The organism is Corynebacterium tuscaniense DNF00037 (assembly GCF_000759055.1).
Taxonomy (GTDB): Bacteria; Actinomycetota; Actinomycetes; order Mycobacteriales; family Mycobacteriaceae; genus Corynebacterium; species Corynebacterium tuscaniense.
Map to the genome: position 1 here is coordinate 1 of NZ_JRNG01000018.1, position 12,770 is coordinate 12,770.

12 protein-coding genes are annotated in these 12,770 nt (G+C 58.3%); 4 read left to right on the forward strand and 8 right to left on the reverse strand.

Annotated features, from left to right (window positions below):
- The 5 genes from HMPREF2129_RS11230 to HMPREF2129_RS04970 form a co-directional block, all read right to left on the reverse strand.
- Positions 1 to 243, reverse strand: a 243-nt coding sequence (locus HMPREF2129_RS11230) for a hypothetical protein (protein ID WP_034663921.1), incomplete at its 3' end; no start/stop codon positions are given.
- A 26-nt stretch (positions 244 to 269) separates the two neighbouring features.
- The gene (locus HMPREF2129_RS04955; RefSeq protein ID WP_034663922.1) at positions 270 to 908 is read right to left on the reverse strand and encodes a DUF3558 family protein; all 639 of its coding nucleotides are present in this window, start codon (positions 906 to 908) and stop codon (positions 270 to 272) included.
- 283 nt (positions 909 to 1,191) lie between these two features.
- On the reverse strand, positions 1,192 to 2,061 hold the full coding sequence (locus HMPREF2129_RS04960) for a patatin-like phospholipase family protein (protein ID WP_034663923.1): 870 nt from the start codon (positions 2,059 to 2,061) through the stop codon (positions 1,192 to 1,194).
- Between the two features lie 60 nt (positions 2,062 to 2,121).
- Positions 2,122 to 2,988 (reverse strand): patatin-like phospholipase family protein, encoded by an 867-nt coding sequence (locus HMPREF2129_RS04965; protein ID WP_034663924.1) that lies wholly within the window; start codon positions 2,986 to 2,988, stop codon positions 2,122 to 2,124.
- 6 nt (positions 2,989 to 2,994) lie between these two features.
- Positions 2,995 to 4,179, reverse strand: coding sequence for a YihY/virulence factor BrkB family protein (locus HMPREF2129_RS04970; RefSeq protein WP_052092799.1), 1,185 nt, complete (start codon positions 4,177 to 4,179; stop codon positions 2,995 to 2,997).
- A 31-nt stretch (positions 4,180 to 4,210) separates the two neighbouring features.
- Here HMPREF2129_RS04970 and HMPREF2129_RS10595 point away from each other — a divergent pair, with 31 nt between their 5' ends.
- A complete protein-coding gene (locus tag HMPREF2129_RS10595) occupies positions 4,211 to 4,690 on the forward strand; it encodes a hypothetical protein (RefSeq protein WP_052092800.1) in 480 nt (159 codons plus the stop codon).
- A gap of 2 nt (positions 4,691 to 4,692) precedes the next feature.
- Here HMPREF2129_RS10595 and HMPREF2129_RS04980 read toward each other — a convergent pair whose 3' ends face one another.
- Positions 4,693 to 5,919, reverse strand: a complete 1,227-nt coding sequence (locus HMPREF2129_RS04980; protein ID WP_408605820.1) for an MFS transporter — start codon at positions 5,917 to 5,919, stop codon at positions 4,693 to 4,695.
- A gap of 121 nt (positions 5,920 to 6,040) precedes the next feature.
- Here HMPREF2129_RS04980 and HMPREF2129_RS04985 point away from each other — a divergent pair, with 121 nt between their 5' ends.
- Positions 6,041 to 7,321 (forward strand): D-serine ammonia-lyase, encoded by a 1,281-nt coding sequence (locus HMPREF2129_RS04985; RefSeq protein ID WP_052092802.1) that lies wholly within the window; start codon positions 6,041 to 6,043, stop codon positions 7,319 to 7,321.
- Here HMPREF2129_RS04985 and HMPREF2129_RS04990 read toward each other — a convergent pair.
- Entirely contained in the window at positions 7,318 to 8,982 is a 1,665-nt protein-coding gene (locus HMPREF2129_RS04990) for an FAD-binding dehydrogenase (RefSeq protein ID WP_034663925.1), read from the reverse strand. The two genes, HMPREF2129_RS04985 and HMPREF2129_RS04990, sit on opposite strands and share 4 nt — an antisense overlap.
- Positions 8,983 to 9,149: 167 nt before the next feature.
- Here HMPREF2129_RS04990 and HMPREF2129_RS04995 point away from each other — a divergent pair, with 167 nt between their 5' ends.
- Entirely contained in the window at positions 9,150 to 10,343 is a 1,194-nt protein-coding gene (locus HMPREF2129_RS04995) for an NAD-dependent epimerase/dehydratase family protein (protein WP_034663926.1), read from the forward strand.
- Positions 10,344 to 10,367: 24 nt separating this feature from the next.
- Complete coding sequence (locus tag HMPREF2129_RS05000) at positions 10,368 to 11,516, forward strand: glycosyltransferase family 4 protein (RefSeq protein ID WP_034663927.1); 1,149 nt, start codon at positions 10,368 to 10,370, stop codon at positions 11,514 to 11,516.
- Here HMPREF2129_RS05000 and manA read toward each other — a convergent pair.
- A complete protein-coding gene (manA, locus tag HMPREF2129_RS05005; protein ID WP_034663928.1) occupies positions 11,513 to 12,700 on the reverse strand; it encodes a mannose-6-phosphate isomerase, class I in 1,188 nt (395 codons plus the stop codon). The two genes, HMPREF2129_RS05000 and manA, sit on opposite strands and share 4 nt — an antisense overlap.
- Positions 12,701 to 12,770 lie beyond the last annotated feature (70 nt).

Here is a 12,770-nt window from a genome sequence, read left to right on the forward strand (position 1 = left end):
CTGGTGTAACAGCTCGGCAGCACTAGCAAAAAATTGAGCTAACCCCCGGGTTGCTTCAGGCTCACTCACCGAACTAATCGCCTGATGCATCCGCCCCGCCTGATCCAAACCAGAAACCTGAGAATAGGTTCCAAGGCCACGTACTTCTCGGCTTGCCGTGGTGCTCTTCAAAATACTCGCAGTGCCATCAAGAATTCGCGCTGCTTGTGCAACATCGTCAGTGCTCAAATACATACCCATCATTAGCCCCCGATTAATACTTTTCTTAGTTATAGCTGGTAAAATGCTTCCATTATTTTTTGTGCAGTGGCACACAATTCCTGTTCACTCACCGGATTTGTTGCCTCCCCGACAACGATTGAAAACTGTCCGCGCGTTGTATCGACGGCAGCAACACAGCTTTCGTCTCCACTTTCAGCGCCCCGATAGAACATCATTCCGGGAATCACAGACGAATCTGCATCCCTCACAGCAGAGCCTTCTTGCCCCTCAACATCTTCCCGACCAGCTGGGGAAATACCAATTGCAAGTCCTATCCCCGGCTCGTTTCCGAGCAGAGGACACGTAATTCCTCCGCCGGGTACAGTGAAATTCGCCTCAATACGCTTCAATCCCACCGTCGCGAACTCAGTCTCTGAGATTTCCTCACACGGATTGAATAAGTTGTCCTTGATCGCTTCGTAGTCAAAATCTCCGAGAATGAGATCACCGCTGGCAAAGTGAAAAGCGGGCACCTCCGTCTGCGTCGGCTCCGATCCAGCGTCAGGCGCTGATGGCGCGGGTGCTTCTTCTTTTGGGGTTGCCTCGTGCCGTTGGTCAGCTTGCCCGAATAAGCCCGTCGCCGTGCAACTTGAAAGTAAGCTCGCAGTGGCTACAGCCGTGATGACAGTTGCTATCTGCTTGTACACGCTGCGATACCCCCGATTCTTGTGTTCCCCAGGTCAGTCCGAATCTCATCGGACACAAACAACAATGCCACGTTTCAAAGACGCAGGAAACCTTTTTGTGTCCACTAAAGTAGACATCCATGAAACCCGCTGCTTGAACAGCACGGCTCAATCAGAAAACATTCCACGAATACCCTCTGAACTCATGCCCGAACTGCTCCCCATCAGCAACCAGCCGATAAATCCAACTCGTGGGCGATAATGCAAAAACGTGGTAGAGACTCAGACTCCGAAGTTGTGCATACTAGTCCCCCAGAAACTTCATCCACTGCTCCCACTCGCGCTCAACTTGTGCCTTACCCAGGGCGTAGTTGGCGGTGAGTTTAGCTAGGTTCCGCTCGGATGCGTCCACGCTCATGGCGTCTGGGAAGAACACCTGGGCGCGGCCTTGCTCCTCCAGTTCGAGGATGCGGCGTTTTGCTGCGTTGTAGCGTCCAGGTCGCACGATGAGCGCTTCAGCCACTGCGGGGTGTTTAGGAAAAAGTCTGCGCGTGGCTGTTGGCCGCGTAACGGTTGGGCGGACGTAGGAGCGTTCTTTGGTGGCGAGGACGAGGAATTTTTGGAAGCCGGCTTTCTCAGCAGCGTCGATAAGCAAGCCCCCTGAATATCCCAGCGCACCGTCCACATACGGAATACCGTCGATAAAGCCCATCGGCATGACTTTCGGCACTGTTGAGGATGCGCGGGCGATGAGGCCGATGCTTTCCGGCGAGTCGATGGTGCGGCGTGTCCACTGGACGGTGTGCCCCGTGTCGGCGCGAACGGCTTCAACGTGAACTTCGATATCACTGTTGGCTCGGAAGGTCTCCCAGTCGAAGGGCAAGACATCGCCGGAACGTTCATAGATGAATTCGGCGTTGAAGTATCCGTGTCCTCGCGCAAAGGACATCCACCCGCCGAATTGTTCATGCGCAGCGAAGGTAGTGAAGGATTCGCGTGCCCGATGTGCATCCTGCGATACGTAGTTGAACGTGTGCACGGAACCCGCCGATACACCGCCGACCCAACCGAAGCGCACGTTTTCCTCAATGAGTTTCACAATCGCCGGTGCGGTATATGAATTGCGCATCCCGCCACCTTCAATAACTAAGGCTGTGTCGGATGCATCAATCATGTCCCCGATTGTAGGGCTGCGGGAGCTATACCGCTTATCGGCGTCCCCCGCGCCCCACTCTTAGCCCTGCAAGAACGCCTTCATCGCGGACCACTCACGCTCCAGCTGATCTTCACCCGCAGCGAAATTTGCTTCGAGCTTGGGTACCTTGAGCTCTGTGCTTTCAACCTTCATGTTTTCTGGGAAGAAAGCGTAGGCGCGCCCTTCCTTCTCCAGCTCAATAATGCGGTCCTTGGACCGGTTGTATTCATTAGCGCGCTCAATCGTTCGACGCGCGACCTCGGGGTACTTGGGGAACATGCGGCGAATCATGGCTGGACGGTTTGGCTGCTCACGAACATAGTCACGGCCCTTGGTGGCTAAGACGAGGAACTTAGAGTAGCCAGCACGCTCCGCCGCATCAATCACCAAACCGCCACCATCACCTAGCGCCCCGTCCACATACGGCACGCCGTCAATATATGCCATGGGCATGAGCATGGGCATGGTGGAAGAACAGCGAATGACCAAGTTAATAAAGTCCTCATCTGTCAACTGCTCATTATTAAATGCCACGGTTTCACCCGTATCCGCCCGCACAGCTTCAACGTGAATTGTTGATTCACTCGCATTGAAGCTATCCAGATCAAAGGGCAGAAGACCATCACGGTCCTGGAACATGAACTCGGCATTGAGCAGGCCACGGCCGAGTGCGAGGGAGCGCAGCCCACCAATCTTCGGGTGCCCCATGAAAGTGGTAAAGGCCTCCTGAGTGCGCTGCGCATCGCGAGAAAGCATATTCACGGCGTGAATCGCACCAGCAGAAACGCCACCAACCCAACCAAATTGCACATCCTCGTTGATCAATTTCATGATCGCTGGGGCCGTGTACGAGTTACGGGTTCCTCCGCCCTCAATAATCAGAGCGGTATCGCGTGCGTCAATCATGGTTCACTACTCTAACGGTGAACCAACTGATTTTCCGCCAGAAATCACTTTCTGTTTCTTTTCAGGCACAACGTCCTCTAAAACGTCCTCCGCCAAACGCTCTAGAACAACCCCGATCTTGCGCTGGAACTGCACGGCTTTATCGGCGCGGGGCGCGGCCTGAATCATCGTCTGAGCCTCAAGCCCCATCTGCAGCTCCTTGGCACGCAGGATCTCCGCATCGAGCTTGACTCCCAGCAACAACACGATGTTCATCACCCAAATGGCCACCAAGACAGCGAGCACCGCACCAAACGCCCCGTAGGCGCTGCGCACACCGAAGGTGGAGATGTACCACCCGAACAGTGCCCACTCGGCACCGATCACCAGCATGGCAAAAACCGCCCCAACTGTAAGCAAGCGGAACTTACCGGGCCGAACATTCGGCGCAAAGTAAAACAGGCAAGACAGCAGGACCACAGCCGTTGCCACCACAGCTGGGTAGCGCAACCATTCCCACACCGGCAACAGGATTTGGTTGAGGTAGTTCACCACTGCCTGCAGCCTCAGTGGTTCCGCGATGGGGCCAACCACAGCGTTGATGATGTCTTCGCGCAAGACCAGCGCCGCCATCACCACAACGAGCCCAGCCACCAGCAGCAAGGTGATCGCCCACATGGTCAGCCACGTCACCCACAAACTACGGCCCTCCGTCCGGCCATAAATCACGTTGGTGCTGCGCGAAAACGCACGCACATAGGCCGAAGCGGATAACAGGGAAATCATGATGGATATTGTCAGCGCGATGGTACTTTTCGCCGGGGTGCCCACCACGGTGAGGAAAAGGTCCATTGCCTGTGGTTGCAGGGCTTCGGGCACGGTGTTACCAATGAACCCGCCGATCATGTTGCGCAGCTCTGTTTGATCGGTGGGAAAGAGCAAGGTCACGGTGGAGTAAAACGCCAGAAGCATCGGCGCGAATGCTGTGACGCTGAAAAATGTCATGGATGCACCACGGTCCATAATGGCAAGAGGGCCAAAGTCAAACACCGTGCGTGCAAACACGAGCTTCCACCCTTTCCACCCCAACCGGTTGCCGCATTGCAGCACATTGCTGTCGGCTACCTCGGGGTCAAGGGCATCGATCAGGCCCGGGCCGTAAGGCTGGATGAGGGCGGGGCGCCGGGGGCCGTCGATAAGCGAATCCTCCATGATGTCACCCTAACGTGAGTAAGGTGTGGCCATGACTACTGTGACTGTGGCTGGCCTGTTTACACCCAACGGCGAGCTTGGCTTCAACGCGAGCCCTGCTGAGTCCCTGTTCATTCTGGCACTGCTTTTCGCACCAGCAATTCTCATCTTCACCATTGTCATGGTGTTGCTGCGACGCAAACGCACCCCGCAAGAGATCGTCGCGCACACCCTCAAAGTTCACACGGCGAATCTTTCACCGGATACTGATGAAATCATTGTGATCATCACGGTCGACGAAGACACGTTTAACAAACTCTTGCTTATCGACGGCCCCTGTCGCCTCACCTCCCCCACCACTCGCCCAGTAACATTCCAAACTGGAGTCCGCGGTGGCGCACCAACCCTTGATCCGAATACTGGGTGGACCATTCCAGTCACCGCTGCCACAAAGGCTGAACTGCATGCACTTCCGGCGGAGCCGGGTGAATATGAACTAGCCACGGTAAACGTGGCCATCGTTGTGGAATAACGCTACTTACGCACCAGGTAACCCGAACGAATCTGCACAGTGCGAATCACCGCGGATACGAGCGCGAGTGACGCCAGCACCCAGTACGGCAGCGACGGTCCAACATAGCCATCCAGCCACTCAATGAGTGGTGGAAAGCCGAAGCCAATGTAGGTGGCCACGTAGTACACACCGATGACGGAGCCACGCTTCTCCGGTGGAGAGAACGTATCCACATCCAACAAACCTTCACGCAAGCACAGGCCATACGCCAAGCCCAGGAAGATCGCGGCCACCACGAATACAACGAGCGACGGCGTGGCCCCACCGAGTGCTGTCAGTGCAAAGCCGGTGGCAGAACACACCGCACCGATCACACCGGAGACGGGACCAAAGTGGAAGTGGCGGCCCAGTGCTTGAATGATCAGGCCCGAACCGAAGGCCACCACCGCAGCCACACCGGGCATAAAAGCACTGGATTCAAAGTGATTGCCCACGCGCCCCGCAAGAACCACCACGGCACTGGTCATGGACGCAAACACCCACAGGCCCATGGGGAACGCCGTGAACAATGCCTTCGCCCCAGACTTCTCAATCACCGGTGCAGGTGCTTCTGCCTCAACACCTGCCGGAGCATCATGCTCCGGCACCACCTGAACCTCATGAAAGTTCGGCACATCCCCCGCTCGGAAAGAGTACGCAATCGCAGCGACGGACAGTGCAATGGAGGCGATGTACGGAATATAAATCGCGTAATGCGCGCTGACCAGGTGCGCGATAATGCCGGAGGCAATCGGCCCGAGCATGAACCCAGACGTCAGGAAAATGCCGGCCAACGTTGTACCAGACGCCCCACGCAGGCGCCCTGCCCACGCAGTACCGGCACTGACCACCAGGCCCACACCAAGGCCGATAACAAACCGGGCTGTCAACAGCACCACCGTGTTCTGCTGCCAGAACATCAGAGCAACGTTGCCCAGCATGGCCACCGTGGACCCCAGCAACACCGCCGGACGAGAACCAAACCGGTCCGCCACCAGGCCACCAGCAATCAAACACGGGAACAGCCCCAGAGCATAAATACCGTAGGCGCTGTTGACCAGTAGCGTGGACATCTCCCAGTCCTCGCGCAGTACCACCAGCACGGAAGCAAAGTGGTTCGCGGCCCATCCCGCGCTAATCAAAAAAGCGATGACGCTTGCGAACACAATGTTCGGCGACGACTTCCCCGCACTCATGCTGGTTGGCATTCGGTAGCTCCTCCTCACTCATAGCTGAGATTGACAGTTGCAATACTGCGACACACAGCGAAAATTGTGACCTGCGTTACTATACATCTTTTACCTGCCCGAACTCCTAGGATTGGGCATTATGACTTCCCCGATGATGCCGTGGGACCGCCCCGCTGCCACCCCGAAACAACCGCTTTCACTGCTCGGCGCCTTAGAGGCCCAACAGGAAATGAGTTGGACATGCACCCCCGAGCATGCACCTGATGCGCTGGACCGCACCGTCATCACATCTGTAGAAGAAGCTGCGGCGCGCTTAGACCGCTTCGCACCCTGGATCGCCGAAGCCTTCCCCGAGACCGCTCAATCGCCCCATCCAGGCAGAATCGAATCTGCGCTTGAACCCATCGCAGACACGCAGGACTATGTCTCCTCACTCATAGGCTTCTCCTTGCCCGGTGAGCTGTGGGTCAAACGCGATGACAGCCTTCCCATCAGCGGTTCCATCAAAGCCCGCGGTGGCATCCATGAGGTTCTCCGCCTTGCGGAGAACTACCCTGCCCCTGAACAACGCGCTAACCTCACCTTGTCCGTTGCCTCTACCGGCAACCTCGGTCTAGCCGTAGGCACCATCGGCCCCCGCCTGGGTTTCCCCACCGTGGTGCACATGTCCACTGAAGCGAAGCAGTGGAAGAAGGATTCGCTACGCGCAGGTGGCGCAACCGTGGTTGAGCACCCCGGACTGTTCACCGATACTGTCGCAGCCGCGCGCGATGCCGCTGCCGACGATCCAGCCACCTTCTTCATCGATGATGAAAACTCCCCCGGCCTTTTTGCCGGTTATGCCGTTGCTGGTCAGCGCCTGAAAACACAATTCGACGCCCTTGGGCGCACCTTCACCCCGGACAATCCACTCAACGTCTACCTACCGTGCGGTGTGGGCGGAGGCCCCGGCGGTGTCACCTTCGGGTTGAAGTTGGCTTTCGGGGATAGTGTCAACTGCCACTTCGTCGAACCGGTAGCTAGCCCCTGCTTCATGCTCGGCGCCGCAACCGGGAAAGGCGCGGCGGTGAACTGCACCGAATATGGGCTGAGCGGACGCACCGTTGCCGATGGCCTAGCGGTACAAAGTCCGTCACCTTTTGCGTTTGAACATGCCGCCGACCTGATCAGCGGATTCCACACTGTCGACGACGTGACTACTCTCGCCAGCGTCAACTGGTTGGAGCGCACTGCGGGCATCTCCGTGGAACCTTCAGCCGCCGCCGGGCTGCCCATCCCATGGCGCCTGCCGGCCGAGGACATCCCTGATGAGACCACACACCTTGTATGGCTCACCGGCGGTTCCCTCATCCCCGACCGTGACCGGGACCGGCTGCGCGGCCAAGCCGCAACAGCCGCACTGCAGTGGAGCACGCGTTAAGCGCACTCTTTCGCCACAGCCTCACCCACACGCTTACCGGAGTGGATACAGCCGCCCAGGAAGGTTCCCTCCAAAGCGTTCTTACCGTGGTAGCCACCCCCACCAAATCCGGAGACCTCACCGCAGGCGTACAGGCCGGGGAACACGGAACCATCGCTGTGCAGTGCACGACCATCCAGGTCGGTTTCCACGCCGCCGAGGGTCTTACGGGTGAGAACGTGCAGTTTGACGGCGATGAGGGGACCCTTCTTTTCGTCGAGAAGCCTATGAGGCTCCGCGCAACGCACGATCTTGTCGCCGAGGAAGTTCCGCGCGGTACGGATGTAGTTGATTTGCGCGTCTTTGGAGAAGGAGTTGGTGAGCTGCGCATCACGGTCAATAATCTGCTTGCGCACCAGTTCCACATCCACCTCAATACTGTCATCGCCGAGCTCATTCATCTTGGCCACCAGCTCTTCCAAAGCGTCCGCAATGACCCAGTCAGCACCGTTATCCATGAACGCCTTCACCGCTGGATGCGTGCCGGGGCCGAGTTTGCCCGCTAGTTTCTTGATGGATTTATCCGTCAAGTCCGGGTTCTGCTCCGAGCCGGAGAAGATGAACTCCTTATCCGCGATGTGCTGGTTGAGCACGAACCAGGAGTAGCCGTGGCCCGTCCGTCCGATGTGGGCGAGCGCCGCGAGGTTATCAGACCCCGGGAACAGGTTCGTGGGCAAACGCTTGCCCGTCGCATCGAGCCACATTGAGGACGGCCCCGGAATAATACGGATGCCGTGGCCCGGCCAGATCGGATCCCAGTTGATCATGCCCTCCGGGTAGTGCCACATGCGGTCCGTGTTCACCAGGTTCGCGCCGGCTTTCTCAGTGATGGTGATGCCACGGCCGTCGACATGCTCGGGCACACCCGTAACCAGATCCTTTGGGCACGGCCCCCAACGATCCTCCGGCCACATCTCACGGACCTTGTCCACGTTGCCACCGATACCTCCAGTGGAAATCACCACCGCATCTCCACGAATTTCAAAAGGCTCGAGCTCATCATTATTCGAGGCCTCACCGCGTGGCCGCGGATCATCGGCCAACACCATTCCCCGCACACCCACCGCGCGACCGTTTTCCACAATGATCTCATCCATTCGGTGACGGAACTTGAACTCCACCTGGCCGGCCTTTTCGGCGCCCTCCACCGGCTCACGGAATACCCGTACAACCTCCGGGCCGGTACCCCAGGTGAGGTGAAAACGTGGCACCGTGTTGCCGTGCCCGGACGCATCACCTGAACCACGTTCCGCCCAACCGACGGTGGGCAGCACACGCAGCCCCAGCTCCTTGAGGTACCCGTGCATCTCATTTGACGCGAAGCGAACGTATTCCCGGCCCCACTTTCGCGGCCAGTAATCATGATCCCCATCATCATAGTCCGCTGAGTTCTGCCAGTCAGTCCAGGCCAGATCCTCACAATCCTTAGCCCCCATTAGCTTCTGCTCCGGTGTTCCCACCATGAACAATCCACCGAGGGACCAGAACGCCTGGCCACCAAGGTTTGCTCGACTTTCCTGCTCAATGAAGACGACCTTGCGGCCCGCTTTAACGGCTTCATGCCCTGCCACCAGGCCCGCCAGGCCTGCGCCAACAATGATAATTGGTTCAGTTAATTTCATGGGCCAAATAGTAGCGGGGGCAAAACATTGGGGAAGCAGATCGCACGAGATTTCTTCCCTCATCCCCCCCACGGCCCCCGGCGCGTGTCCCACAGCCACGGTAACGTGAGCGGGAGACTTCCCCCTACGAAACAGGGGCAAGCCACAAAGAAAGGTTGAATTCAACAATGAAAATTGCAGTCCTCGGCGGCGATGGCTTTTGTGGATGGCCAGCATCCCTGCACCTATCAGATATCGGGCATGATGTCACCATCGTGGACAACCTTTCGCGGCGCCGGATCGATGAGGAGCTGGGCGCGGAATCCCTTACCCCCATCGCCACTATTGAGGACCGTCTTGCCGCCTGGCAGGAAGTGTCCGGCAAGACAATTGACTTCCACAATATTGACGTCGCGCGCGATTATGACGGACTGCTCGCATTCATCGAAGACTTCCAGCCAGACGCAGTCATCCATTTTGCGGAGCAGCGCGCTGCCCCCTATTCCATGAAGAACTCGATGACCAAGCGTTACACCGTGGATAACAACGTCAACGCCACCCACAACCTCCTGGTCGCCGTAGTGGAATCCGGCTTGAACATCCACATCGTCCACCTGGGCACCATGGGCGTGTATGGTTACGGCACCGCCGGCATGAAAGTCCCGGAAGGTTACCTGGACATCAAGGTGGATACCGGCGAGGAGCTCATTGACCAGCAGATCCTCTACCCCACCAACCCGGGTTCGGTGTACCACATGACCAAGGTGCTGGACCAGAATCTGTTTGCCTATTACGCCAAGAACGATGAGCTGCGAATTACGGACTTGCACCAGGGCATCATTTGGGGCACGCATACCCCGCAGACGGAACGCGATGAACGCCTGATCAACCGCTTTGATTACGACGGCGACTATGGCACCGTACTCAACCGTTTCCTCATGCAGGCCGCCATCGGATATCCGCTCACTGTGCATGGCACCGGCGGACAGACCCGTGCTTTTATTCACATCCGAGACATGGTCAAGTGCATCCAGTTGGCTTTGGAAAACCCGCCGGCCAAGGGTGACCGCGTGAAGATCTTCAACCAGATGACAGAGACTCACCGCGTGCGCGATCTGGCCGAGCTCGTGGCCACAATCTCCGGTACGGACTTTGCACTTGTTCCCAACCCGCGCAAGGAAGCAGATGAGAATGAGCTGTTTGTCACCAACGACACTTTCCTCAGCCTTGGTTTACAGCCCACCAAGCTCGCTGAGGGCCTGCTCCAAGAAGTCGAGGACGTAGCCAAGAAGTACGCCCACCGCGTGGACCGCACCAAGATCCCGGCCCGCTCCCTGTGGACGCGCAACCAGTCCGAGGGTGTGCCGGAATCGGAGCGCTAAACCAGCACTACAACCACTAACACCATGCGCATCGCCATTTTCACCGAGGTATTCCTCCCAAAGGTCGACGGTGTGGTCACCCGCATCCTCCGCACCGTTGAGCAGCTGGCGGAACTTGGCCATGAGGTGATCATCTTTGCCACCGGTGATGCGCCGGACACCTATGCCGGCTTCCGGGTTGTGCGTGCGCCGAGCTTTTCCTTGCACAGGATTTACCCCGAGGTAAAGGTGGGTCTTCCCGCCCCGTCGGTGGCGCGAGAGCTAACCGATTTTCAGCCGGACATTGTCCATGCGGTGAACCCGATTTTCTTCGCCGGCTACGGCGGTCTGCTAGCCAAGCACCGCAACATTCCACTACTCGCTTCGTTTCACACCGATGTGCCTGCGTACACGAAGGAGCTGGGTATCGGGTTTGCACAGAAACCCGCCACCGCAATCATTCGTGCTCTACACAACCGCGCCCAGCTCAATCTGGTCACATCCGGCCCGATGATGGAGACAGCCGCCGGTTACGGTCTGCGCAACCTCGCGCTGTGGCCGAAAGCGGTGGATACCGTGGGTTATCACCCAGACGAGGCCAATCCCGCTATGCGCTCTCAGCTCACGGACGGCAATCCGGATGCTCCTTTACTCATCTACGTTGGCCGCATGAGCGCGGAGAAAAACCTTGCGCATCTCGCCGACGTGATGCCACTTGTGCGTCAGAAAGTACCCGGCGCGCGCTTAGCCATGGTGGGTGCCGGGCCACAGCTTGAGCGGTTGAAACAAACCTTTGATCCTGAATACACCGTGTTCACTGGCTACATGTCGGGCGAGCCACTCGCGCAGGCGTTCGCCTCCGCGGATGTGTTCGCTTTCCCCTCACTCACAGAGACCCTCGGGCTGGTCGCGCTCGAGGCCTTCGCATCAGGTCTCCCCGTCGTGGGTGCGCGCGCCGGCGGCATCCCCTTTGTCATCGACGATGGTGAAACAGGTGTCCTCGTGGACAAGCAAGCCCCGCCAGCTGTGTGGGCTGAAGCCTTCGCACAGCTGCTTATCGACGGCTCCCGGCGCCACACTATGAGCTCCGCCGCCCGCGCTGAGGCGCAGCGGTGGTCCTGGCGTGCAGCAACGGAGACACTCGTCGGATATTACGAGGACTGCATCACCCGCGCAGCCACATCACGCACCTAGCCGGGGCGGACCACGAAGAAATCTGTTGCCCCATCCCAGGTGGCAGGCACTGCCCCATCATCGGCAGCAATGAATGCGGCCTCACCGGGACCAAGCGATACGGAGCCACCCAGTTCCAGTTGCCCTGCCACATCCAGAACAATCGCCGGACCATTGTCCAGTGAAATTTCCCCCACTTCCTGGCTGCTATACCGGATGACCGCGAAGTCCTTCACCGGCACCGGATATTCCGTGCAGCGCACTTCTCCCCGCGCTGTCTCCTGCACATGCGTGACAGCGTCCAAGGTGGGGTCCTCGATGGACGAGAAGATGAGCACGTCCATCAGCTCATCTACGTCTATGTGCTTGCTGGTCAATCCCCCGCGCAGCACGTTGTCAGAATTGGCCATGACCTCCACACCGAAACCTTCCAGGTAGGCGTGTAAGTTGCCGGCGGGCAGGAACACAGCCTCACCCGGCTCCAACTCAATGTGGTTGAGTAGCAGCGCAGCCAGGATCCCCACATCGCCGGGGAATTCCTGCCCGATGAACACGATGTTCTCCGCCAGGCGCGCCACGTCCGGATCAGTTTGCCCTGCCCGTGCCATCACCTCTGCACGGGCCACAACCGCATCCACCAGCGGTGTTGGGTCTTCCAGGCTGAGCCAGTGGCGAAGCAGGGCCTCCAGGGATTCGCCGATAAGCATGCCCCGTGCTTCATCAAGTTCCGGCATCTCAAACGCAGCAAGCACATGCGCGGTGTCCTCGATGGGGCGGAAACCCGCCATCGCGCGGAACGGTGTGAGAGCAATCAGAATTTCTGGTTTGTGGTTCTCGTCCTTGTAGTTGCGGTGGGCGACGTCCCGGGGGATGCCCGCCGCATCCTCTCGCGCGAAACCTCCCTTGGCCTGCACAATCGAGGGATGCGCCTGAATGGACAGCGGCTGCCTTGCAGCCAGCAACTTCACCAAAAACGGCAGATGATTCTCCCACTCCTTAGCCGCCTGAGCCCCCAATAACTTCGCGGGATCCGTGGCAATGACCGCATCAAGCGGACCCTCCGCCGTGGCCGACGGCGCGCTCGGATGAGCACCGAACCATAACTCAGCCTCCGGCTGACCATCCGGCTGACGCCCTTGAAGCATGGCAATGCTGCTTGTGTCACCCCACGCGTAGTGCTGCAGGATTCCAGTGAGCTTAAGCATGGCCAAAAACGCTTTCTGTGTGGTTGGCTAGTCTTTCCGCAATCATAGCTAGCGCACGAGAAAGCGGCGC